We start from the raw sequence: 23,026 nt of genomic DNA, 5'->3' as shown, positions 1-23,026 counted from the left end.
CGGTTCCCGACTTCACCGGATTCAGCCATGTCCGTCAAAGCGGATCAAGCCCAGTTTCCGTCGGGCCGAGCCGGGTGGACAGCGACCACGGCCTCCTCACCGGCCTCTGCCGTGCCTGCCTGCAGACAACCGCCGGCAGGACCGCCACGGCTTTGGCATCACGGGTTTCCGTAGTCCTCCACCAGATTGCCGATGAGCGAGAGCAGGGCGTCGACGCGGTGTCGGTCCTCGCTCTGGGCGCGCAGGGCCTGATGGACCTCCCGGAGCCGGGCCAGGGCGGCCGGGTTCCGTTCCCTCACCTCGTCGAGCAGCGGCGTGGTGATGACGTCCAGGCATTCGGTGAACACGAGCCGGGTGGCCGGGACGGGGGGAGCCGGGTCGGGGGCGGCGAAGCCGGCGGTCAGATACCGGACGGGATCCGTGAGGCTCCAGCCGACGACGGTGCCGTGCTGGATCAGGAGCGCCACGTCGGCGGCGATGCCGACGCGGGCCTCCAGAGGCTCGTCGAGGACGTCGAGGTCGCGCAGGCAGGTCAGCACGGTGTCCCCGGGGGAGCGGCAGAGCTCAGAGGTCACCTCCAAGCGGAAGTCCCGGGCCTCGTCCGCGCGAAGACCGCCCGGGTGAAGGAGGGGTGTGGCGGGAACGCGGGCAGAGTCCTCGGCATCGGCAGCCTCAACGCCGGGGATCTGAAACTCGGCGCCGACCAGTTCCCGGCCGGCCCGGTCGAACCGGAGCTCGTCAGGCGTGTCCCACAGCCACGGCTGACTGCCGAAGGTGTCCAGAAGGAACCGCCCGCGTTCCTCGACATTCGCGTACGTCGCGATGCGCACACGGAAGTCCCGAAAATCGAAACGTGGGGTGATGTGCAGCGGATCGCCCGTCACCGTCGCGGTCCAGTCGTCGTCGATGGTGATTCTCATGGTGAATGCCACCTCATCTGACCTGCTCTGCGGGAGCCATGTAGCCGTTCTTGGCTGGAATCCTGCCCTCCACCACGTCCGCATGCGTAATCGGTTTACCGGCATCGGTGGGCAAGCCGCCCAGCGCCTCGGCCCCGGAAGGCCCCTTGATGCCGGACGAACCGTATGCCGTGATGACATTGCCTGCCCCGGTACGGTCAGCCCGGGCCACCACGATGTCCTCCCCTTGACGGAAGATCAGGTTTCCGCTGCCCGCCGTCGAGTGGTACACCGCGTCCGGCTTCTTGAGGATCTCCATGACCATGTCCTCAGTAAAGCCGTGGTCATGCGCGTGGTAGTTGCCGGCCTTCTTCATCTTGTCGCCCTGCGCCCTCTCGATGACCTCGTCCATGGCCTTGAGGGCGTCCTGCCTGACCTTCTGTGCCTTCTCCTCCTTCGTGTACTTGGGCATCAGGCCCAGCGGGTCGCACGCGGTGTGCGGGTTGTCCACGTAGCCGACGGGGTTCGGTGCGGGAGCGAGCCCCAGTGGGTCCGGGGAGGTGTAGCGGCCGGTCTCGGGGTCGTAGTGGCGGAAGAGGTTGTAGTGGAGGCCGGTCTCGGGGTCGTAGTACTGGCCGGGGAAGCGCAGCGGGGTGTAGGCGCTGCTGTCCCTGGCCCAGGCGGTGGTGCCCCAGAGCGTGCTCCGGGTGCGCCAGGCGATGTCGCCGGTCTCTTCGATGAGTTCGGTCGGCGTGCCGACGAGATCGGTGGCGATGGCGAAGAACCGGCGGTCGATCTCCTCCTGACCGCTGTCGGCCGTGAGGATGCGTTCGGTCTGGGTCAGGGGTACGACGTCCCGGTGGTCCCAGGTGAGGACGACCGTGTGCAGGTCGTCGGGCCGGTGGCTGGTCTGCTCGCACAGGGTGAGGCCGTCCCAGGTGAAGCGGACCTCCTCGACCACGCTCTCGCCGTCGGCCGCCAGGCGCTGTTTGGCGGTGCGGCGGCCCAGCGGGTCGTAGCGGTAGCGCCACCGGGTGCCGTCGGGGGTGGTGACGGAGGTGAGGCGGTTCTCCGTGTCCCATGCGTAGCGCCAGGTGTCGGGCTTGCGGGACAGACGGATCTTCTGGCGCAGGACGACCCGGCCGAGGGCGTCGTGCTCGAAATGGACTCTTCCGGCGCGGGTGATGCGGGTGCCGCTGTAGGTCCGCTCCCCGGTCGCCTCACCGCCCGGATGCCGGTCCGGCCAGGTCGCCGAGGTCTGGTTGCCCGCGTCGTCGTACGCGTACCGCTCCGTCCAGCCTTGTGCGTGGACGGCGGTGACCCGGCCCGCGCGGTCGAGATCGAAGGTGCGGGTGCCCGACAGCCGGTCCGCGACGGAGACCAGGTGGCCGTCGGCACGGTAGGCGTAGGCGCGGCTGGTGACGGCGCGGGCCCCGGCGGTGGTGTGCTGTTCGGCGAGCCGTCCGGCCTCGTCCCAGGCCGACGTCATGGTGATCGCGTCCGCGAAGACGCGGGCCAGTTCGCGGCCGGCGGCGTCGTGGGTGAAGTCGATCCGCCGGCCCCCCGTGGTGAGCCGCCGGGGAAGTCCGTCGGAGTCGTAGGCGTAGGACGTGACATGACCGGTGGGGGTGGTCCGGCGGATGCGCCGCCCCAGGCCGTCGTAGGAGTGGACGAGCGGGCGGCCGTCCACCAGTTCCGTCTTGACCTGCCCGCGGCGGTCGTACTGGTAGCGGAGTTCGCCCTCCGCTCCGATCGCCTCCAGGAGGCGGCCCGCCTTGTCGTACGTGTAGGTCGCCGCCCGCCCGTCGACGTTCTTGCGGAGCACCTGGCCGAGTCGGTCGCGCTCGAAGGAGATGGTTCCGCCGAGGGCGTCGATCCGTTCGGCGAGCTGTCCCGCGGCGTCCATGCGGTAGGTCAGGGCGCGTCCGTCGAAGTCGGTCTCGGACACGATGTTGCCGACCGCGTCGTACTCGTAGGTCCAGGTCAGACCCTGCGGGTTGATGACTCGGGTGAGCCGCAGGTCGCTGTCGTGCTCGAACCGGTAGTGGCCCCCGTCGGGTCGGGTGACGGCGAGCGGGAGGTCGAAGTGGGTGTACGCGTAGCGCGAGACGCCGCCCGCGGCGTCGGTGTGGGTCAGGCAGTTGCCCTCGCCGTCGTAGGCCCATGACTCGGTGGCACCGTCCGGGGCGGTACGGCGGGCGAGTTGTCCGTCCGCGTTCCAGGTGAGCCGTGTGCCCCCGCCCGTCGGGCCGGTGACGTGGACCGGGCGGCCCAGCCCGTCCCGTTCGGTGCGGGTGGTGGCGCCGGACGGGTCGGTCACCGCCACGACCAGCCCCGCCGCGTCGCACGCCACGCGGGTGGTGTCCCCGAGGGCGTCGGTGACGGAGGCGAGCCGGCCGGCGTCGTCGTAGGTGGAGCGGGTGGTGTGACCGCCCGGGTCGGTGGCCGCGATCCGGTTGCCGCGCTCGTCGTACGCGTACGTCGTGCGGGCGCCGTCCGGTCCCACGACCTCCGTCGGCAGCCCGAACGAGCCGCGTACGATGCGCAGTTCGGAGCCGTCCGGGCGGACCGCGGAGACCAGTAGGCCGTTCTCGTCGTAGGTGAAGGCGGTGGTGCGGCCCAGTGGGTCGGTGTGGGTGAGCAGGTTGCCGCGGGTGTCGTGGCTGTAGCGGGTGGTGTGGCCGAGGGGGTCGGTGGTGGCGATCACCCGGCAGCGGTGGTCGATGCGGTGGCGGGTGGTGCGGCCGTCGGCGGTGGTCAGCGTGGTGGTGCGGTGGCCGGTGGCGGGGTCGGGCTCGGTGTAGGCGAGGGTGATCTGGACGTGGCCGGCCTCGCCGCCTTCGGCGATGACGCGGTCGCGGTCGTCGTAGGCGTAGTCGTAGCGGCTGTCGTTGGAGTCGATCCAGGCGGTGACGCGGCGGCGGTCGTCGTAGACGAAGGCGGTGGTGGCGCCGGAGGGCTTGGTGACGGTGGTGAGGTCGCCGTCCTGGTGGCCGTATGCCATCAGTGGCAGGTCGGCGCCGTCCTCACCCGCGCCGGCCAGGGCGAGGGCGGTGATCAGGCCGTCGGCGGTGGTCAGCTTCAGTCGGGGGCCGGCCGAGTGGACCAGGGCCGTCGGCAGGCCGTCCTCGGTGCGGTCGACGGTGACGGTGTGGCTGTTGCGTTCGGTGACGGATATCAGCCAGGCATCGCCGTCACCGCCGGGTTCGCCGCCGGGCGGGGCGGCGAAGTGGCGGACCAGACCGGTGTCGAGGTCGGTGATGGTGTAGTCGCCGTCCGCTTCGCGGGCCAGCAGGGTGCTGGCGGTGCCGGACTCGGGGCGGGTGGGGATGCCGGGCACGGGGTGCGGATAGGGGATCAGCAGACCGTCGGCGGTGACGTGGACGGCGCCGACCGGGTCGATCTCCAGCCGCTCGTCGACGGTGGAGGTCCAGGACGGCCCCAGGAAGCGGCCGGCCGTGCAGCCCGACTCGGTGCGCCGGGAGAAGACCAGCGGCAGGATGCCGGGAATCTCCACGTCGGTCTGGGGCAGGAACATGCGGCCGGAGGCGAGGTCGACGGGGTCGGTGCCGTCGGTGGTGCGGTCGCCGTCGGGGCGGTTGTGGGTGCCGTCGGGAGCGTCGTCGACCAGTCTGCGGACCCGCGCGGCGTCGGCCGCGTCCGCGGCGATGCGCACGCCCTTGACCGCGGCGCCGCCCCCGCCGGTGGCCACGGTCAGCGCGGCGTCGGGCAGCAGCCGGCCGAACCCCTCGTAGGGGTCCTTCATGAAGTCGCCGACCATCTGCTTGCCGGTGCCCACCGGATCGTTGGCGGCCAGCACCAGGCCGGCGGCCAGGTTGTTGAGGTTCGTGGCGTACTCGGCGGGGTGGGTGAGGTTGTACGGGTCCAGCAGGTTGATGCTCCGCACGAAGTTGAGCAGTCCGGCGGTGCCCTTGATCAGCCCGCCGCCGACGTGGTCGCCCATGATCTGCAACTCCTGCAGACCCTGGCCCGCCTGCTGCGCGTACGACGGCTTCTCCGGCGCCAGGTCCCGCGCCGCGCGGACCGCGCTGCGGGCGGTCTCCGCGGCGGTGTTCCGCTGCTTGCGGGCCTCGGCGAGGATGTCCTGCGCCTCCTGCATCAGCTTCTTGCCCGGGTCGTCGAACGTCGGGGCCGGACACGGCGGGAGCGTGGACGGGTCACGCCGGTCGGCGGGCTGGGCGTTGTAGCGGTCGACGGCCTTGTTGTAGCCGTCGACCTTCTTGCGGTGGGCGTCGGCGGCGTCCTCGGACGCCTTGACCCCGTCCTTCCACTTCTCGATCGCCGTCTGCGCCTGCCCCTGCGCCCAGCTCACGGTGCCCGCGAACGACTCCAGCGCGCCGACCGTCTTCTCACACGCGTCCGCACCCGTGAACCACTTCGGCGGCTGGGTGCTCACCGCCTTGCGCAGCGCCTCGGCGGCCTCACCCTTGAGCTGCGAGGAGTCCAGACCCTTCAGCCCCTCGCCGGCGTCGTCGAACGCCTTCTGGAAGGCGCGGAGTTTCTCAGCCGTGGCACGGATCTTCACCGGACTGCCGTGGACCAGCTTGGTCCTGTCCTCGGTCTGCCCGAGGTCCATCTCGTCGACCTCGGCGCCCATCCGGTTCGCGACCGAACGCGACTGCTCGCGCACCCAGTCCGCACCCGACTCCCAGCCGGCGTCGTCCAGCCGGTCCGCGGTCCAGTTCCCCGCGCCCTCGACCCGGTCGCCGAGCCACTCGACACCGTCCTCGACCGCGCCCTCCACCGAGTCCGGTGTGATGTCCTTGATGAAGTCGCCGATACCCACGCTCAGTTACCCCCGTCGCCGCCCTGATCACCCTGCTGCTGAGCCTGCTGGGCGCGTTCCTCGGGCGACGGGCCGAACGTCTCGTCCAGCGCCCGGTTCCACTCGCCCTCGTCGATGCCCAGCTGCTCGTTGAGCCGCTCCGACTGCCGGCCACCCTGCCCCTCCGTGAGCAGCGTGCGGCCGGTGTCCTTCCAGGTCTGCTCGCTCTCCTCGCCGGCCCGCTCGAACGACTCGGAGCTCCAGTCCGGGTTCAGTGAGTCCGGCGTGAACACCTCACCCCAGTCCTGCTGGGTGATCTCCTCCTCGGAGGCGTGCGGGTTGCCGCCCATCAGGGCGTTGACCCCCACCTTCAGCGAGCCCGCGACGTACTGGTCGTGCTCCCACAGCGTGCCCGCCGCCAGCCCGAGACGGTTCGCGATCTGGCCGGCGTCGTTCACCAGGGCGCGCACGCCCCACTCCCAGCGCTCGCAGAAGTCCTCGAAGTCGACCGACAGGCCGTGGTGCCCGGCCTCCATCCCGGTCATCGACAACTGGGCGAACCCCTTGCCCATCACCGAACCGGTGGCGCCGCCCAGGTCGCCCAGCCCGTCGATGGTGGCGCCCACGCCCTTGGTGAACTTCGCGACCGACGCCTTGTCGAAGTTCAGATCCGTCCCGTCACCGCCCACGGCCGTGCCCCTCCTCCGCCGCGTCGGTGTCGACGGCGACACCGACGGGAACGATCCCGGTGACCGGCGGGAAGAACATCGACCCGTCCTCGTCGGCGATGTCCACCGCCAGACCGGCGGGCTCGCCCAGAGACGGCACGATCTCGTCCACGATGCGGGCACCCAGCAGCGCGGCATAGTTCAACGGCCGGTCGTTCATACCGCGTTGCTCCGCGAACCGGGCCAGCGCCGTCTCGTCCGTGAAGGCGCACACCCACCGCACCCCACCCGAATGCGCGCTCCACAGGCGGCCGTCGACGGACGGGACCAGAAGAACCGACCGCCGCATCTCACCGACCAGCGCCCGAGGATCGCCAACCCCCGCCCTCTGCTCGGCGATCCGCTCGGCGAGCACCGTTCTTGCTTGCTCCATGACTCCCCCGTCCTCGTGCCCGTTCCCTGGAGCCTGTCGGAACCCTAGAGGAGGACGCGCGGGGCCGGGGAGACGGTTCTCGTGCGGGAACGGTGCACGCGCGAGCGGGCCGGCGGCCGCCCCGGCACCGGGCCCGTCGCGCGGACGAACGGCGAGGCCCGCGCCGCCACGTGGGTCGGGCGTGGGCCTCGTGCCGGCTCCCGGGGCGGGTCCTCGGGGCTCAGCCCTTGGACGCCTTCTCCGCCTCGGCCTCGTCGACCCCGCGGCGTCCCTCCGACACCTCCCAGGGCCTCCGCTTCCGACGGCCACCACCTCCGGCGCCCGACCCGCTCGGTGAGCGACCCCGACGACCCCGACCTCCTGGAACCGCTCACTCGGACGGCCTGATGGCCCACATCACGCTCCTGAAGCCGCATCAGGAACGGCGTCGACCGAGCGTCAAGGTTCCGCGGCCGACCCCGTCGGGTATCACCTCGCCCCAGAGGCGCGCCGGACTTCCGACGAAGACGCAACCGGAGGTTGTCGGCCCCTTCGGAAGAACGGCGGTGCGCTTCCGGATCCCACGTGGTGATGATCCGCAAACACGTCGAAGTGGATCACCACACGACGAAAAAGCGCAGGCCAGATACCCTTTGAGGCTGGTTCGAGAATCACCACGCACTCCACGTGATGGGTCATCGGGAACACGTCACAGAAAGCGGTCGGTGAGAAACACCAGGTCAGATGGTTTTTCTCGCCTTCTGGGTGTGCCGTGGGGATCTCAGAGCGTCGAACGAGCGTCACCAGTGAGGCGAGCCGACCGCTCGACCGCGTCCTCGAGCCGGAGTACGCCTGCACCCTCGTCGACCCACTGGCCGCAACGGTGCGGCTACCCACACTCGCGGGGATGCCCGAGTATCTGCCCTCACTCGTCACCCGCGTCCTCGGCTCGATGCGGGGCCCCGAGCGCGGGACCACGTTCTCCTCCGAGGCGCTGCAGCTGCTGATGCGCTGGTCCTGGCCCGGCAACACCGCGGAACTTCGCTGGAACATCGAATTCCCCGCCCACCGGATGCCCGGCAGGACCGTGGGAGCCGGTGCCCTGCCGCCCCGGATGCGGCAACCCGCTTCACGGCGCCGGCTGACCATGATGCAGGCCGCCGAATGCGACTCCGTCCTCACTGCTCTGCGTCAATCGGGAGACAACCGGTCCCAGGCAGCGTCCGCGCCGGGCATCGACCGAACCACGCTCTCCCGCAAGATGCGGTCCCACCGCCTCGATCGGCGACGGCGTCCCCGCCCCTCTGCCATGAAAACCTACTTCGCCTGGACGCCCAGGGCCTTACGGGCAGCGAGGATCTGGCCCTCGGTATCGCCCTCCAGGTCCGTTCCCCAGTGCCCGCGAATTGCGGCGGCCCGGTCGGCGGGGCCGGCTTGGTGGGCGTCGAGGCTGGTCACGGCGTAGACACTCTCACGGGTCTCGCGTGTGCCGGCCTGCTTGCGGCGGCGGTGGACGCGGGTGGCCAGGAGGGCGTGGGGAAAGGCGATTCCGCCGAGTTCGTCGGCGATGGAGCAGGTTTTGATCGAGCGGGACTCGCGGCGTCCGTGTCCAGTCCCGGAGGTGGTGTGCTGGACGGGGATGGCCCGCCATGGCAGGGCCGCGAGCTGACGGTGGGCGGTGGGCTGGTTGGTCTTGATCACGGCGATGCAGTGGGCCTTCTTGGTCTCGACCAGCCATGAGATGTTCGCCTTGACCGAGTGCAGGGCGTCGAAGGTGACGACGGTGCCGGCAGCGGACGGAAGTGTGTGGTTTCTTTCGTCTTCGCGCCGACCTCCACCTGGGCGAGGGTCACGACGGTGCCGTGAGTGACCGCGGAGAGCAGATGCCGGCGCGTCGCGGTGAGACGGGCTGATCCCTCGAGTGCTTTGCCGTCGACAGCGATCACGCGCGGCCGCCCGGACGCGGAGGGTGGCGGTGCGTGGGCGGGCTCGGTGGCGGCGTGGTGCCGGTCGGCCGGGTAGGCGCCCACCGCCCGGTCCAGGGCGTCACCGTCAACAGCCCCCAGCACACGGCCGATCGTGGCCGGCGACGGAGTGCGCCGCCATCTGAGCAGGTGGCGCCGGATCCCGATCACTGTCAGGAGTGCGTTCGGGGCACGCTGGCCCACTCGGCGAGTTCGTCGATGCTCCTCGCTCCCGAGACGACCGCGCAGGCACACACCAGCAGGATCGCTGTCAGCGAGTACCACCGGCCCCGCCGTGCGCGCGGGTCGGGCACCGAGTCGAAGTAGGGGCGCAGGTCGGCGATCCGGCCGGTGTCCAGCGGACCCAGCTTCACCAGCACGGTGGGGATGGGAGCGGATGCAGCAGCAGGCACGGGCCACCTCATGATCATCTGGCTTGGACACCACAATGATCAAGAAGCCCGTGCCTGCCTTGTTATGCGCCCCAACCGGTCACAACCCGACCAGCCGCACGACCCCGGAACTTACAACCGCCCTGCGCGCCGACGTGTGCGCGGGCACGGGGAATCCACCCCACGACCGTACGCGAACGCAAAGCACGGGGTGGAACGGGAATGGGTTCTCAAGGAATTCGCCCTCGCGGAAAATCCCGGACTTTCGGTCGAATGAATTCCCGGGGTACGGCAAGCGGCTCTTCGCCCCGCCCCTTCACCGCATCGTGCGACGCGCGGATTTCCCCGATTCCGGTCCCGGACCCGGAGGTCGGGCGGGGACCGGACGGTCGCGCCGGGCGGAGGTCACACAGGCGGGAAGGGTACGGCCGCGGTCGCGCGGCCGTACCGGAGCACGGCTGAACACAGCGCCCCGAGGCTCAGCACGCACAGCACGGTCCGGACGACGTTCACCGGCACCCACACCGACTTGAAGTCCTCGATCACCGCCGAGAGGTCCTCGGCGGTGGCCGTGCTCCCGAGCGCCGCCAGCTCCGCGTTGAGCGGGAGGCTGACCGTGACGGTGATCACGAGTACCACCAGGTAGCAGACGGCCGCGACAACCAGCGGCACGGCGACCGTGAGCCGTTTCTTCCGGAAGGCCAGGACCGCGGAAGCGACCGTGAGACCCAGCGCGGCGAGGAAAACCATGCCGAACAGCGCGCTGCCGTCGATCACCGCGTTGAAGCGCTGCATGGCCGCCGCGTACGTGCGGTCGTCCAGCTCCGCGAGGCCCGGCATGACGGAGATGTCGTAGGAGAAGAACAGCCCGGCCATCAAGCCGGTGCAGAGGACGGAGGCCACCAGGAGCGGCCCGGTGAAACGGTCGCGGCCGGGCGGTGCGGCCGGCCGGAAGGGAGGCGCCGCCCATGGTGAGGGGCTGGGCGGAGGGTGATGGCTCACATTGCCGTCCTGTCGATCGGGTGGTCTCTCCCGGCTGCTGACGGACGGTGCGCGAGCGAGAGCGCACCGTCCGCACTACTCGAAGGACCATCCCAGCAGGCGGAGGGATGCGCGGTCCATGCTTCACACGCTCGGACGCATACGCGGTCGTCACCGGACGGGGGCCGGCACGGTCGTCAGGCACTCCTCCAGGAACGCCAGCGCGCACAAGTGGTAGCGGGGGGCGGCCAGTCCGAGACTGAGGTTGTGGCCCGCCTCAGGAACGCGTTCGATCAGGGGCCGACGTGTCCTGGTGAAGCAGGCGGCCACGGCCGCCAGTTCGTCGCGGTCGAGGCACCACCAGCCCTCGTACTCCCCGAAGGTGAGCCGCACGGGGCAGCGCACCCGGGCCGCGACGCCCGGGAAGCGTGCGGGCCAGAGGGCCGTATCGGCCTCCTCGGCGGCCGGGACGTCGCGGAGCAGGACGCGGCCGGCGCGGAAGGTACCGCCCGGATAGAGCCGCAGCGGACCCCAGTTGAGCCGGCCCGCGCCGCCCCCCAAGGTGTCGGGGAAGTGGGCGGCGGCCGGAGAGTAGTGCCAGCCGCAGCCGTTGAGGTCGAGTCCGAGCAGGCGCTCGGCCGGGGCCTCGCCCCACGACTCGCCCGCCAGGTACAGGGCGGTCTTGCCGCCGTCGGAGTGACCGAGGAGGAAGAACCCGGCCCCGACCGGGTGGAGTTCGGCGTAGTCGGCGAGCGCCTGGCGCAGCAGGCGGGCCTGGTCGGCCAGGGGGAGCCCGAGCGGGAGCGACGAGCGGGAGAGGCCGTAGCCGGGCCGCTCGACCGCGAGGACGGTGTGGCCGAGGGAGGAGGCGAGGGCGAGCAGGGAGGTGTGCGGGGCGACCGGTCCGGCGAAGTAGCCCGGGGACATCGCCCGGCCGTGGATCGCGACGAGTACGGACCGGGGGCTGCCGGTGGCGGAGGCGGCCTGCCAAGCACCGAGCCGGTGGCGGCCGCGTCCCAGCACGATCCGCTCCACGCCGCCGGTGGTGACGGTCTCCATGGGTGCGGTGCTCACACGGGTGCTCCTTCCGCCTCGGCGACGGGACCGGCCGGAAGCGGCGGCTCGGCGGGGGTCGCGGGCGCCGAGGGGGATACGGAGGCGGTCGTCGGAACCGGAATCGCCCCCGGCACGACGGCCCCGGCGCGGCAGGCGTCGAACTCACGCAGCCACTCCTCCACGCTGGGCGCGCGGAGGAGTGCCGTCCCGACGAGCAGGGCGGCGTACCCCTCCGCCAGTAGCCCGGCAGCGACCTGTGGATTGCCCACCGCGCTTGCGCTGACCGGGCAGAGGGTGCCCGCGGCCCGTACGGCGGGCAGCAGGGACCGGCTGCGGTCCAGGTCTCCCGCGTCGCGTTCCTTGGCGGCGATGTCCTTGTTGTTGACCGCGATGACGCAGCGGTGCGGGTCGGGCAGGCCGGTCGCCTCCTCGGCGCGGGTGATCTCGACGAAGGGGGTGAGGCCGTACTCCTGGCACTCCCGGGAGAGGCCCTCCAGAGACTCGCGCGGCAGCAGTGCAGCCGTCAGCAGCACCGCGGAGGCACCCGCCGAGGCTGCGGCAGCGATCTGGTCGCGGCGGGTGATGAAGTCCTTGAGCAACACGGGGACGCGGACCCGGGAGGTGACCTCCGTCAGCATGGCGGCCGATCCGCCGAACCACCGGCCGGTCACGACGGAGACGCACGGGGCACCGGACCGCTCGTAGGCTGCGGCCAGGTCGCCGGGGGCGCGGCCCCGCAGCAGGTTGCCGCCGTGCGCGTCGCGGGCTTTCACCTCCATGATCAGGGGGCGCTCGGCGCCGAGGAGCGCGGAGATGAAGGGTAGGGGCTGGGTCATGTCAGTTTCCCTCGCGGGGTGGTGGATGCGGGAGGGGCGTCCGTACGGGACCGGGCGCTCTGACCGGCCCCTGCGTGAATCCCCGGCGGGCTTCCCGATCCTGTGTCCGCCCCCGTCCAGGCGCGGTCCAGGGTGGTGACCCGGTCGGCGCTCAGCAGGCCGTCGTCACCCCGGGCGGAACTGTCCACGTCCACGCCCCGGAAGCCGGGGTGCGCCCCGAGGGCCGGGCCGCGCGCCGCGTCGGCCTCGGTGATGCCCCCGGCGAGCAGGAAGGGCAGCCCGAGGGCGGGCAGCAGCGGCTCCAGCACCTCGGGCGGGAGAGGGTGGCCGGTGCTGCCGACCCCGCCGCCCGGGGTCGCGGCGTCCACGAGGAACAGGTCGGTGCCCGCCCGCGCGTAGGCCCCGAAGAAAGGGCGTTCGACACAACTCCCGTCGACGACGTGCACGGCTTTGACGAGGACCGCGTCCGGCAACGCGGCGCGCAGGGCGGCGACGGCCCGGGGCGGCTGGTAGGCGTGGAGCTGGATCCAGCGGATGCGGGCGGCCCGGGCCGCCCGCGCGAGCCGGTCGGCGTCATGCAGGAAGGTGACGAGGACGGGTTCGGCCCGGCCCCCGGCGCGGACGGCGTCAGCCAGCTCGGGCAGGGCGGCGGGCAGGTCGTGGGCGCCGCCCTCGACGCCGTACCAGAGGCCGACCAGATCAGCCCGCGCGGCGACAGCGGTGGCCTCCTCGATGCGGGTCGCCCCGCACACCTTCAGCAGCGGCCGGTGCCCCGGCGGCAGGCCGGACTGGGGCGGTGCGCTCATCCCCCGAGCCCCAGGGTCGAGGCGATCCGGTTGTACTGGATGTCGTTGGTGCCGGAGTAGAGGGTGCCGGCGACGGCGGCGCGCAGGTCCTTCTCCAGGCCGGCCTCGGAGAGGTAGCCCGCGCCGCCGAAGACGCGGATCGCCGAGAGGCTGGTGGACAGGGCGGCCTCGCTGGCGAGGATCTTGGTGATGGCGAGGTCGGCGGTGACGTCCTCCCCCGCCGTGAGCCGCTCGGCTGTGTCGTACAGCCACTTCGCGGCGGTCTCGGTGCGGATCTTCATGTCGACCACTCGGTGCGAGACCGCCTGGTAGTCACCGATGGGGTGGCCGAAGGCGCGGCGTTCGCGCGCGTAGGCGACGGCGCGCCCCAGCCGGTGGCGCATCTCGCCCAGGCCGACGGTGAAGCCGAAGAGGATCTCGCGCTTCATCACGTGGTCGAGGACGAGGAGCCCGCCGCCTGCCCGGCCGAGGACGCGGTCGGCCGGGATCCGGCAGCCGTCGAGGTGCAGGGTGGACAACGGGGCGGTCCGAAGGCCCATCTTGGCGGTCGGCTCGCCCACGAAGAGGCCGGGCGTACCGCGTTCGACGAGGAAGGCGGTGGTCCCGAGCGGACCGCCGTCGGGGTGGGTACGGGCGTAGACGACGAAGACGTCGGCGATCGGACCGTTGCTGACGAACGCCTTGCCGCCGGTGAGCACGTAGTCCGCGCCGTCCCGCTCGGCCCGGGTGGTCATCGCCATCGCGTCCGAGCCGCTGTCGGGTTCGGTGATGGCGTGGGCGCCGATCAGCTTCCCGGAGCAGACTCCCGGCAGGAAGCGCTCCCTCTGGGAGTCCGTTCCGAAGGCGTCGAGCGGCACCCCGGTGCTGGCCATCGAGGTCGTCACGCAGAAGTTGAGGCCGGTCTCCCGGCAGGTCTCGCCCAGGGTCTCCATGACGTGGAGGGTGGTGACGAGGGACTGGCCGGCGCCGCCCCACCGCTCGGGGAAGGGAAGTCCCAGCACCCCGCTCCCACTCACCAGCCGCCAGCGGGCCGGGTCGAAGGCGGACCGCGCGTCCGCCTCGACGTGTCCTTCGCTGAGGGCCTTGCCCCACTGGGCCATGCCTGCGCTCAGCGCCTGCTGATCTTCGTTGCGGTGCCTCACTGGGGAGCCTTCCGTACGGGCCGTGCGGGTGGCCTCGGTCGGTTACGGGCGGGGATGCGTGACGACCTGGTCGCCCGCTGAACCGGTCGGCTAGTAGGCCGACGAGACGTTCTCGTCCAGGCTGTGGACCTCGTCGCCCTGGAGCGCGGGGGCGAAGACGCAGACCAGCCGCATGTCCTCGTCGGGTGAGGCGATCAGGTAGTGCGGGTCGTGGTCGTTCAGCGAGTACAGGACGCCCGGTCTCAGTGGGTGGCTCGTGCCGTCGAGCTCCACGACCTCCCCTGAGCCCTCGATGCAGTAGCAGGTCTCCAGGTGGTTGCGGTACTGCAACCGGGACTTGGTTCCGGCCAGGACGATGGTGTCGGTGATGCTGTAGCCCAGGCCGTCGGCTTCCACGATGAAGCGGCGGCTGAGGCCGTTGCCCCACTCGACGGTCTTGGCGTTCTCGAGCCGGCGGATGATCACGGATACCCTCCTCGGGACGTGGGGGTTGTGGTGAGGGTGGCGATGAAGGAGCGGTAGGCGTCGACCGGGTCCGCCCCGGTCTCGCGGGCCCGCTCCATCACCGCCACCCCGGCGGAACCGACGATCGCCGCGTCCGCGCCGCTCAGCGCGACGGAGGCGAGGTCCTCGGCGGTCGACACCCCGAAGCCGACGGCTATCGGGGAAGCTGTGAGGTCACGCAGAAAACCGACGACCGGAGCCAGTCCGGCGTGGCCGGCGGAGGGCGTGCCGCTGCCGCTGCCGCTGCGACCGTAGCGGGCGATCAGGTAGAGGTAGCCGGTGGCGTGGGCCGCCGCATCGGTCACCGTGGCCGGGGGGCTCGCCGGGTAGCAGGTGGTGACCTCGGGCAGTCCGGCCTCGCGCAGCGCCTCGTGGTGGGCGGAACGCAGCCGGGGTGGCAGACCGTGGGCGAGCAGGGCGTCGACACCGCCGTCCGCCACGGCCCGCGCGTAGTCGGTCGGTGGCGCGGTGCGCAGGGTGTGGCTCCAGTCGGCGAGCAGGGCTATGCGCAGGCGCTTCAGGGATGGCCGTACGGCCGCGACGAAGGCCAGGGTCTCGGCGAGGCCCACACCTTCGGCGAGCGCCCGGTCGGCGGAGCGCCGTACGACGGGCCCGTCGGTGGGCGAGTCCGGGAAGGGGACGGCTAGTTCGAGGCAGCCGATGCCCGACTCGTCCAGCATGGCGACGCAGTCCTTGAGGACGGACAGGGGCGGGTCCCCGGCGTTCAGGAAGACGGCCAGGCCCAGTTCGGCGCGGGCGCGTGCCTCGCCGAAGAACCCTTGGGTGAACTCAGCCAACGCGGCTCACTCCTCGCGCGCGGGTCGTGGTGAGGCGTTCCAGCAGTCCGAGCGCGGCCCCGTCGTCGAGCGCGGCGCCGGCTTCGGCGACGGCCGTGGCCCAGTCGTCGCGGTGGCCGGATGCGACGGCGAGCGCGGCGGCATTGAGCTGGAGGGTGGCACGCAGCGGGGCGCCCGCCCGGCCGGTCAGGACGGTCCGGAAGTGGTCGGCCGCTTCCTCCCGGGAGACGGGGGCGAGGTCGTCGAGGGTGCCCTCACAAGGGACCAGTTCGCCCGCCCGGAGCATGCGCGTGTCGCCGCCCGGGAGGTGGATCGTGTTGTCGGTGACGCTGAGGAGTTCGTCGGCACCCGCCACGTTGGTGGTCAGCCAGGTCACGGGGCCGCCGGGCCGGGCGGCGAGGGTGCGGAGCGGGGGTGGGGGTTCGGCCGCGGAGACCCCGGTGACCTGGGCGGTCACGGGGACGGCGGCCAGGAAGGGGCCAAGGGTGTTGAGGAAGCGGCCGAAGACCCGCATCGGGGTGGGGACCGCGAGCAGCGCGAGCCGGGCGAGCTGGCCGGGGTAGACGAACGGGCCGGTGAAGGCGATGCCGTGCGCGGCCAGGTGGTCGGCGGTGTGATCGAGGGAAGAGGTGAGGGGGACGCCGAGGCGGTCCAGGAGGTCGACCGAGCCCGTCCGCGCGGTGTGGGCGCGCGAACCGGACTTGACGACCCGGACGCCGGTGGCGGCGGCCACCAGGGCGGACGCCGTGGAGAGGTTGACGGTCGGGGGCCCGCCCCCGGTGCCCACCACGTTGACGGTGCCGGGCCAGGGCACGGCCGGCGGGGCCGGGCGGCGCCGGTCCAGCGAGTCGAGGAGCGTGAGCAGGCTCGGGCCGTCGGGGAGCGCAGCGGTGAGCGAGGCGAGCAGGGCGAGGACGTCGGCGCGGTCCAGCGCTCCGTCGGCCAGTGCCTGCCACAACGTGTCCCAGTTGTCCGCGTCTGCCGGGGCACGCCGGTCGACGAGCGGGACGAGAGCGGGGTGCACGGCTCAGCTACCCGTGACGGAGGCGCCCCGGGAGCGGGCGATGTAGGCGTCGATGGCCTGGACACTGCGGAAGTTGTCCGGGTCGAGGTCGGTGTCGCCGACGGCGAGCTGGAAGTGGTGCTCGACCCAGGCGATCAACTTGAGGACTCCGAGGCTGTCGATGACGCCGTCGCCCAGGAGGTTCTGGTCGTACGGCAGTTGGGAGGGTGTGAGGTCGGGCAGGAACTCCCGGACGATGTACTCGCTGATCTGGTCGGCGTTGCTCACGAGGCGCTCCTTGACAGGGTGTTCGTACAGAGGTGTGCGTACGGGCGTGGTGGTGCGGAAGCTGTCGTACGGGGTACGCGTACAGGCGTGCCGGTACGGCGTGTTCGTGCGGGACGCGGCCGTCAGGACCGGGTACCGACCGACATGGCCGGCGCCTGGGGCGCGGCGGGGCGGAACGCGGCCAAGGCCCGGCGGTCCACCTTCCCGGTGCTGGTACGGGGCAGAGGCTCGCGTACGGGAACGAGGGTGGCGGGCACCGAACCACGCGGCAGCCGGGCGGAGCAATGGCGTTTGAGATCGAGGCTGGTCGCGGTCGAGTCGCGCTCCAGCCGGACCACGGCGACCAGGCGGCGGCCCTCGACGGGGTCGGGCAGGGTGGTCACCCCGGCTTCCACGACGTCGGGGTGGTCGAGCATCACCTGCTCGACCTCGGCGGTGTTGACGGCGACGCCCCTGATCTTCACCTGATGGTCGAGGCGTCCTACGAGCCGCAGGACCCCGTCGGCGTCGGCCTCGACCAGGTCGCCGGTACGGAACCAGCGCACTCCCTCGTCCGGGCCGTCGGCCGGGTCGGTGATGAACTTCTCGGCGGTGCGTCGCCGGTCGGGGTAGCCGGTGCTCTGGAAGGGCGTGGAGACCTCCAGCTCTCCCCGGCCGGTGACGAGGCGGCCCTCGGAGTCCCGCAGCCGGACGCGCACGCCCGGCAGCGGGCGGCCCAGCGGCGGCGGGGAGGGCAGCGGCCGGTCCCGGTCGACCTCATGGATCAGGCTGTCGTTGGTCTCGGTGCAGCCGTAGACGTTGTGCAGTCGCGCGCCCGGGGCGAGGGCCGTGAGGTCGGCGAGGGGCTGCTCGGCCATCACGTCCCCGGTGAAGACCGCATGGCGCATGGTCTCCAGCGGGCCGCCGCCCTCGGCCCGCACGGCGGCGGCGAGCAGCGCGTAGAAGAGCGGTACCGCCTGGACCACCTCGATCCGGTGGGCGCGCAGCAGGCCCAGCAGGCGGGGGCCGCCGGCGGCGACCGCCGGGTCCACGAGCACGACTTGGCCGCCGTGGGCGAGCGTGGTCCACACGTCGAGCAGGCACAGGTCGAAGTTGAGCGGAGCGTAGTTGAGGACGGGGGTTCCCTCGGTGATACCGAAGGCGTCGGCGGCCCAGCGGGTGAAGGCGTCCACGCCGTCGTGGGGCAGGGGGACGGCCTTGGGTGTTCCGGTGGACCCGGAGGTGGTCAGGACGAAACCGGTGCCAGGCGGGACGGCCTGCTTGCGGGCGTCACCGGGCTGCGGGGTCAGAGCCGTGACGGTCTCCCCCGCCAGGGTGTACCCGCAGCCCGCCTCAGCGGTCACGGCGGCGAGGTGGTCGCGCGGCAGTGTGGGCGAGGGGAGCAGGACGGGGCGGCCGGAGACGAGGCAGGCGAGAACGGTGGCGACGGTCCGGGGCGCCTTGGTGTCGAGGACCGCGAGCGTGGCGCCGGCGGGGAGATGCTCGGCGAGACGGGCGCGGGCGGCGGCGGTCCCGTCGGCCAGCTCGCGGTAGGTGGTGGCGGTGCCGTTCCACCACAGGGCGGGGGCGTCGGGGGTCTTCTCAGCCCAGCGCAGGACGGCCTCGGCGGTCTCGCCGTGTCGGTCGGTCATCGGTGCCCTCCCTCTGCCGGTCCCAGGCGGGCCCAGCCGCCCCTGACGGCGGCGGCACCCTGGGAGCGGACGGTGAACAGGACGGTGTCTCCGGGGCCGGGCGGCGCGGACGGCGGGGTCAGTTCGAGGGCCGTTTCCGTGCCGGGGAGCACTGGGCGGGCGAAGCGGGCGCCGAGCGCCCGGACGCGGTCGGCGTGCCCGTCGGCGTAACGCTCGGTGATCTCCTCGACGGCCAGCGAGACCAGCGCCATGCCGTGGGCGATGACGTCGGGGAAGCCCGCGTCCCGGCCGGCCGCCGGGTCGAGGTGGACCGGGTTGAGGTCCCCTGCGGCCTCGCCGTAGCGGGCGATCCACTCCCGGTCGATCGCGACGGCATGACTCACCGGCGTACCGGGCGCCTCCAGGCGGGGCGCGGGGGCCGTGGCGAGGGTGCCGTGCGGCTCGGTGGCGCGGATGCCGACCAGCAGGATGTGCGTGGTGAGGTCGGCGACCGGGGTCCCGGCCTTCCGGTCGGTGAGGCGGGTGCGCAGGGCGAGGCGGGTGCCCTTGAGTTCGACGCGTGCCCCGAGCACCTCGGCGCGGGCGTCGACGGCGGTGCCGGGCAGCAGCGGGGCGCGCAGCTCGATCTCCTGGGCAAGGTGGACCAGGGCGTACGGGCCGTGCCCGGCGGCGAGGTCGGCGACGGCGCGTTCGGCGAGCGGGTGGGTGAGCACGAAGGCTGCGAGGGGGCCCGCGTCGGACCGGGCGGGCTCCGCCCGGCCGAGGGCCTGGCGCGTCACCGTACGGTAGTGGTGGGCGGCCGCCGGGTCGAACGGCGGGGCAGCCGGGTCGAGGAGGGGTCCGGGGAGTGTCATGCGGGGGTCACCACCAGGCTGCTGTTGTGGCCGCCGAAGCCGAAGGAGTTGGTCAGTGCCGGGCCGGGGGCGACGGGCCGCGGGGCGCCGTGGACCACGTCGATCTCCATCTCGGGCTCCGTTCGTGTGTGGTTGGCGGTGGGCGGCACCGCGCCCGCGTTCATCGACAGGACGGCGACGACGAGTTCGACGGCCCCGGCCGCTCCGATGAGGTGGCCGATGACGCCCTTGCTGGCAGTCACCGGAAGCCCGTACGGCCCGAACACCTTCGCCAGCGCGGCGGCTTCGGCGCGATCGTTGTGCACGGTGGCGGTGCCGTGGGCGTTGACATGGGCGATGTCGGCGGGGGCGAGCCCGGCGTCGGTGAGGGCACCGGACATGGCATCGGCGGCGAAGGCGCCTTCGGGGTGCGGGGCGGAGAGGTGGTACGCGTCGGAGGTGGCGGCGTGCCCGGCTACGAGGCCGTGCGGGCGGGCACCCCGGGCCCGGGCGTCCTCCGCCCGCTCCAGGACCACGAAGGCGGCTCCCTCGCCCATGACGAAGCCGTCCCGGCTCTCGTCGAAGGGGCGGCACGCGGTCGCGGCGTCGGTGCGGGTGGAGGTGGCGTTGAGGTTGCCGAAACCGGCGAGGGTGATCGGGGTGAGGGTCGCCTCGCAGCCCCCGGCGATCACGATGTCCGCGCGGTGGTCCCGGAGCATCGCGGCGCCCAGGCCGATGGCGTCGGCGCCGCTGGCGCAGGTGGTGCTGACCGTGAGGGCCGGCCCGTGCCAGCCCAGTTGAAGGGCGATCTGCGCGGCGGCGGCGTTGGGCATCGTCATCAGGGGCATCAGCGGGCGGACGCCCTGGGGGCCGCGGGCCGCGAAGTTCACGGACTCCAGGTCACTGGTGGCGCGCCCGCCGACGGCGTTGCCGACCACGATCGCGCAACGGGCGGCGGAGGCCTCGGGAAGCCCGGCGTCGGCGTGCGCGGCCAGGGCGGCGGCGAGTCCGTACCGGGCGAAGGGGTCGAGCCGCTGGGCGTCCTTGCTCGCCAGCACCCGCTGCCAGGGGTGGTCCCGGTCGGCGTCGGTGAGGCCGCGCACCCGGCAGCCGATGCGGATGCGGTGCTGCGCGACATCGAAGTGGGTGAGGTCGGCGGCGAGGGAGCGGCCGGCCGAGACGGCGGTCCACAGCTCCTCGGTGGTGCAGCCGGCCGGGGTGACGACACCCATGCCGCTGATGGCCACGTCCGATCGGGCGGGACGTCCTGCCGGAGTACGCATGGTCTGTTCTCTCCTTCCCTCTCCGGTGGTCTCGGGCCGACCGGAGCAAGCAAGCACAGCCTGTTTCCCGCCGCTCTCCGGGGCGGTCGCCCGGCGGGGTCCGGTGCGGCGTCGGGTCCCGTACGGCCCCGGGGTCGCGGCCCGGGGCCCTTCGGTTCGGGCCGGGCGGCTCCGGTCAGACAGTCGGCAGGCCGCACTCCCCCGCAGCCTTGAGGAGGGCCTCGGCCGCGAATTCGATGTCCGCGTCCGTGTGCCGTGCGGTCACGGCGATGCGCAGCCGGGCCAGGTCGCGGGGGACGGCTGGGGTCACCACCGGCAGGCCGATGACGCCCAGCCTTCGGGCGGCGGTCGCCAGGTCGTAGGCAGCCTCATCGGTACCGGCGACAAGCGGGACGACGGCCGTCTCGCTGTCGCCGATCCGCATCCCGCCCGCCGTGACCAGATCCCGGAAGCGGGTGCCGTGGCTCTGGACCCGGGCGACGAGCTCCGGTTCGGCGCGCAGCACCCGCAACGCCGTCAGGGCGGCGGCGGCCGACGCGGGGGCGAGCGCGGCGGAGAAGAGGAACGGCCGGGCGGCGTAACGCAGATGGCCGATGAGCTCGGCCGACCCGGCGACCCAGCCCCCCATGGAGGGGATGGCCTTGGAGAGGGTGCCGAGTTTGACGTCCACCCGCACCTCGCGGTCGAAGTGCTCCTCGATGCCCATGCCGGTGCGGCCGATGACGCCGAGGGCGTGGGCCTCATCGGCCATCAGCAATGCCTCGTGGGCGTCGCAGACCTCCCGCAGCCGCGGCAGCGGGGCGATGTCACCGTCCATCGAGTAGACGCTGTCGACGATCACCAGGCGTACCCCGCCGGGTGCGGCGGCCTCCATCCGCCGAGTGAGGTGCTCGGTGTCGTTGTGCCGGAAACGGACCACGGTGGCACCGCTGAGCCGGCAGCCGTCCACGATGCTGGCGTGGGCGTACTTGTCGACGAAGACGGTGTCGCCGGGACCGACGAGCGCACCGATCGTCCCGACGTTGGCGGCGTAGCCGGAGCCGAAGGCGATGGCCCGGTCCCGCTCGGCGATCTCGGCGATCTCGGCCTCCAGCTCCTCGTGGAGCGGGATGGAACCCGCCAGCGCGCGCACCCCGTGGTTGCCGGTGCCGTATCGGGCGGCGGCCTCCTGGGCGGCGGAGACCACTCGCTCGTCACCGGAGAGGCCGAGGTAGCTGTAGCCCGACATCATCAGCAGACGCCGGCCGTCCAGGTCGACGTAGGCCGAGTCGCGCTCGGCGGTGTAGGGGACGAAGCTGTTGCGGCGCTCGGTGCCCCACTCCAGCGAGGCCACGCGACGCCGAGTCGCGTCGAGCTTGTATGCGATTCTCCCCCACCCTGCGGAAGCCATCGGACGTCCTCTCGTTCATGGCGTCCATTGCGCACCGGCACAACGGAACCGTCGTGCCTCGAATTCAACGTCCACCACGCAATGAGGGCGCAACACGGGAGCAAGACCAAGTAGCTACCCGACTGATTTGCATAGGGCAAGTCATATACACCGTGATTCAACTTGCACCGATTCACAGCTCAGTTGACACACCACTGTTTTGAACGAGAATGATGTTTACTCAGTTCTGGGGAGGATTTTACAAAGCCCCTTCCGCTCCGGCTCCCTCCTCTCGCGGAATCCACAAGTCCGCCGTTCGGGGGCGCGGGCCAGACCGGGGCCGTACGCACCACCAGCACGCCACACGACAGCAAGTCGGCTTCCCTCGGCCAAACCGGTGGGGGCCGCCTCAAACTCTCGGGGGAGTAGCCGTGCTCATCAGGCTTGTCGGCCTTGTGTCCATCGAACACGACAGAGAGGCCCCCCAGGTTCTCTCCAGTCACCAGGCTCAGATCGCTCTCGCCCGGCTCTGCGTCGAGCGGCCCACCGGTATCGACCGGGAACAGCTCGCCGACACCATCTGGCCGGACGGCCCGCCGAGCACCTGGGCCTCGGCCCTCCGCAGCGTCGTCAGCCGCCTGCGGGCCTTCCTGTCCGAGGAGTCACCCACCTCCGAGCCCCTTCTGATCGCTCGCGGGGGGCGCTATCTGTTGCGGCTTCCGGAGGGTGCCCAGGTGGACGTGGACCGCGCCGAGAGTGCCGCCGTCAGCGCGGCGGCAGCGTACCGCAACGGTGACCACGGCACCGCGCAACGGCTCGCCATCATGGCCGTGTCCCTGCTGCGGGGACCTTTCCTCGCTTCCCACGAGGGCGAGTGGGTCGGCTCGGTCCGGGGCCGGCTGAAGGAGGTGCGCGTCTCCGCGCTGGAGACCGCCAGTAGCTCGTCCTCCGCGCTGGGCGACACGCATCACGCCCTGCGGTACGCGGATGAGGCGGTGCGCCAGGCGCCGTTCAGAGAGAGCGCCTACCGGTGTCAGATGACCGCGCACCGGTTGGCCGGCAACAGGGCCGAAGCCCTGCAGATATACCAGCAGTTACGCACGGTGCTCGCCGAGGAGCTGGGGATAGACCCCAGCCCGGAGAGCGAAGCCGCCTACCTGGGGCTGCTGAGCAGTTCCAGGCCCATGCCCCCGGCCATCCCGTCACCGCACCAGGCGGTGCCGTCGCACGCGCTGAGCTGACACCGGAAGACGGGGGCCGCGGGGGGGGGGGGCCCCCCCCCCCCCCCCCCCCCCCCCCCCCCGTTGCCCCCCCCCCCCCCCCCCCCCCCCCCGGCGTCGGCCCCCCCCCCCCCCCCCGCCCCCCCCCGCCCCCGG

The 23,026-nt window shown here is 72.2% G+C and carries 20 protein-coding genes and 1 pseudogene; 2 read left to right on the top strand and 19 right to left on the bottom strand.

What is annotated here, in order from left to right:
* Window positions 1–158: 158 nt before the first annotated feature.
* Genes ACFYQA_RS32200 through ACFYQA_RS32185 form a run of 4 tightly spaced genes read right to left on the bottom strand, consistent with a single transcriptional unit; the run spans window position 159 to window position 6,786 of the window.
* Window positions 159–920: a hypothetical protein gene (locus tag ACFYQA_RS32200; RefSeq protein WP_388925511.1), complete on the bottom strand. Its 762-nt coding sequence runs from the start codon at window positions 918–920 to the stop codon at window positions 159–161.
* Between the two features lie 13 nt (window positions 921–933).
* On the bottom strand, window positions 934–5,706 hold the full coding sequence (locus ACFYQA_RS32195; protein WP_388925508.1) for a putative T7SS-secreted protein: 4,773 nt from the start codon (window positions 5,704–5,706) through the stop codon (window positions 934–936).
* A gap of 2 nt (window positions 5,707–5,708) precedes the next feature.
* Window positions 5,709–6,374: a hypothetical protein gene (locus ACFYQA_RS32190; protein WP_388925505.1), complete on the bottom strand. Its 666-nt coding sequence runs from the start codon at window positions 6,372–6,374 to the stop codon at window positions 5,709–5,711.
* Window positions 6,364–6,786: a hypothetical protein gene (locus ACFYQA_RS32185; RefSeq protein WP_388925502.1), complete on the bottom strand. Its 423-nt coding sequence runs from the start codon at window positions 6,784–6,786 to the stop codon at window positions 6,364–6,366. The genes ACFYQA_RS32190 and ACFYQA_RS32185 overlap by 11 nt, the downstream gene beginning before the upstream one ends.
* A gap of 886 nt (window positions 6,787–7,672) precedes the next feature.
* On the opposite strand from ACFYQA_RS32185, the pseudogene ACFYQA_RS32180 reads away from it, so the two are divergent.
* Window positions 7,673–8,020 (top strand): annotated as a pseudogene (locus ACFYQA_RS32180) (hypothetical protein); the annotation flags it as partial.
* Between the two features lie 62 nt (window positions 8,021–8,082).
* Here ACFYQA_RS32180 and ACFYQA_RS32175 read toward each other — a convergent pair.
* The 15 genes from ACFYQA_RS32175 to ACFYQA_RS32105 all read right to left on the bottom strand — a co-directional run bounded on the left by ACFYQA_RS32175 (window position 8,083) and on the right by ACFYQA_RS32105 (window position 21,671).
* Window positions 8,083–8,466, bottom strand: a complete 384-nt coding sequence (locus ACFYQA_RS32175) for a hypothetical protein (RefSeq protein WP_388925529.1) — start codon at window positions 8,464–8,466, stop codon at window positions 8,083–8,085.
* A 436-nt stretch (window positions 8,467–8,902) separates the two neighbouring features.
* Window positions 8,903–9,142, bottom strand: a complete 240-nt coding sequence (locus tag ACFYQA_RS32170) for a transposase family protein (RefSeq protein ID WP_388925499.1) — start codon at window positions 9,140–9,142, stop codon at window positions 8,903–8,905.
* Window positions 9,143–9,526: 384 nt separating this feature from the next.
* Complete coding sequence (locus tag ACFYQA_RS32165; protein WP_388925496.1) at window positions 9,527–10,123, bottom strand: DUF1772 domain-containing protein; 597 nt, start codon at window positions 10,121–10,123, stop codon at window positions 9,527–9,529.
* Window positions 10,124–10,273: 150 nt separating this feature from the next.
* Window positions 10,274–11,176, bottom strand: coding sequence for an alpha/beta hydrolase (locus ACFYQA_RS32160; protein WP_388925490.1), 903 nt, complete (start codon window positions 11,174–11,176; stop codon window positions 10,274–10,276).
* Window positions 11,173–11,994 (bottom strand): indole-3-glycerol-phosphate synthase, encoded by an 822-nt coding sequence (locus ACFYQA_RS32155; RefSeq protein WP_388925488.1) that lies wholly within the window; start codon window positions 11,992–11,994, stop codon window positions 11,173–11,175. Before ACFYQA_RS32155 ends, ACFYQA_RS32160 begins: the two co-directional genes overlap by 4 nt.
* Entirely contained in the window at window positions 11,991–12,800 is an 810-nt protein-coding gene (locus ACFYQA_RS32150) for an N-(5'-phosphoribosyl)anthranilate isomerase (protein WP_388925486.1), read from the bottom strand. The genes ACFYQA_RS32155 and ACFYQA_RS32150 overlap by 4 nt, the downstream gene beginning before the upstream one ends.
* Entirely contained in the window at window positions 12,797–13,942 is a 1,146-nt protein-coding gene (locus tag ACFYQA_RS32145; RefSeq protein WP_388925483.1) for an acyl-CoA dehydrogenase family protein, read from the bottom strand. The genes ACFYQA_RS32150 and ACFYQA_RS32145 overlap by 4 nt, the downstream gene beginning before the upstream one ends.
* Before the next feature lie 90 nt (window positions 13,943–14,032).
* The gene (locus ACFYQA_RS32140; protein WP_388925480.1) at window positions 14,033–14,407 is read right to left on the bottom strand and encodes an ectoine synthase; all 375 of its coding nucleotides are present in this window, start codon (window positions 14,405–14,407) and stop codon (window positions 14,033–14,035) included.
* Window positions 14,404–15,243, bottom strand: coding sequence for a tryptophan synthase subunit alpha (gene trpA, locus ACFYQA_RS32135; RefSeq protein ID WP_388925477.1), 840 nt, complete (start codon window positions 15,241–15,243; stop codon window positions 14,404–14,406). The genes ACFYQA_RS32140 and trpA overlap by 4 nt, the downstream gene beginning before the upstream one ends.
* Window positions 15,236–16,267, bottom strand: a complete 1,032-nt coding sequence (locus ACFYQA_RS32130; RefSeq protein WP_388925474.1) for a hypothetical protein — start codon at window positions 16,265–16,267, stop codon at window positions 15,236–15,238. The genes trpA and ACFYQA_RS32130 overlap by 8 nt, the downstream gene beginning before the upstream one ends.
* A gap of 3 nt (window positions 16,268–16,270) precedes the next feature.
* Window positions 16,271–16,534, bottom strand: coding sequence for a phosphopantetheine-binding protein (locus tag ACFYQA_RS32125; protein WP_332431200.1), 264 nt, complete (start codon window positions 16,532–16,534; stop codon window positions 16,271–16,273).
* A 122-nt stretch (window positions 16,535–16,656) separates the two neighbouring features.
* Window positions 16,657–18,165 carry an AMP-binding protein gene (locus ACFYQA_RS32120; protein WP_388925471.1) on the bottom strand — a complete coding sequence of 503 codons (1,509 nt, stop codon included), beginning with the start codon at window positions 18,163–18,165 and terminating at the stop codon, window positions 16,657–16,659.
* Window positions 18,162–19,019: a MaoC/PaaZ C-terminal domain-containing protein gene (locus tag ACFYQA_RS32115; protein ID WP_388925468.1), complete on the bottom strand. Its 858-nt coding sequence runs from the start codon at window positions 19,017–19,019 to the stop codon at window positions 18,162–18,164. The genes ACFYQA_RS32120 and ACFYQA_RS32115 overlap by 4 nt, the downstream gene beginning before the upstream one ends.
* The gene (locus ACFYQA_RS32110; protein ID WP_388925465.1) at window positions 19,016–20,281 is read right to left on the bottom strand and encodes a beta-ketoacyl-[acyl-carrier-protein] synthase family protein; all 1,266 of its coding nucleotides are present in this window, start codon (window positions 20,279–20,281) and stop codon (window positions 19,016–19,018) included. The genes ACFYQA_RS32115 and ACFYQA_RS32110 overlap by 4 nt, the downstream gene beginning before the upstream one ends.
* A 175-nt stretch (window positions 20,282–20,456) precedes the next feature.
* Entirely contained in the window at window positions 20,457–21,671 is a 1,215-nt protein-coding gene (locus tag ACFYQA_RS32105) for an aminotransferase class I/II-fold pyridoxal phosphate-dependent enzyme (RefSeq protein ID WP_388925463.1), read from the bottom strand.
* Window positions 21,672–22,081: 410 nt separating this feature from the next.
* Between ACFYQA_RS32105 and ACFYQA_RS32100 the strand changes: the two genes are divergently transcribed.
* Window positions 22,082–22,891: a BTAD domain-containing putative transcriptional regulator gene (locus ACFYQA_RS32100; protein WP_388925460.1), complete on the top strand. Its 810-nt coding sequence runs from the start codon at window positions 22,082–22,084 to the stop codon at window positions 22,889–22,891.
* Window positions 22,892–23,026: the final 135 nt, after the last annotated feature.

This window comes from Streptomyces sp. NPDC005774 (assembly GCF_042871645.1).
In the GTDB taxonomy this organism is placed as follows: Bacteria; Actinomycetota; Actinomycetes; order Streptomycetales; family Streptomycetaceae; genus Streptomyces; species Streptomyces pratens.
The sequence above is the reverse complement of the archived record's forward strand: the minus strand, read 5'-3'. Positions and strand labels throughout refer to the sequence as shown.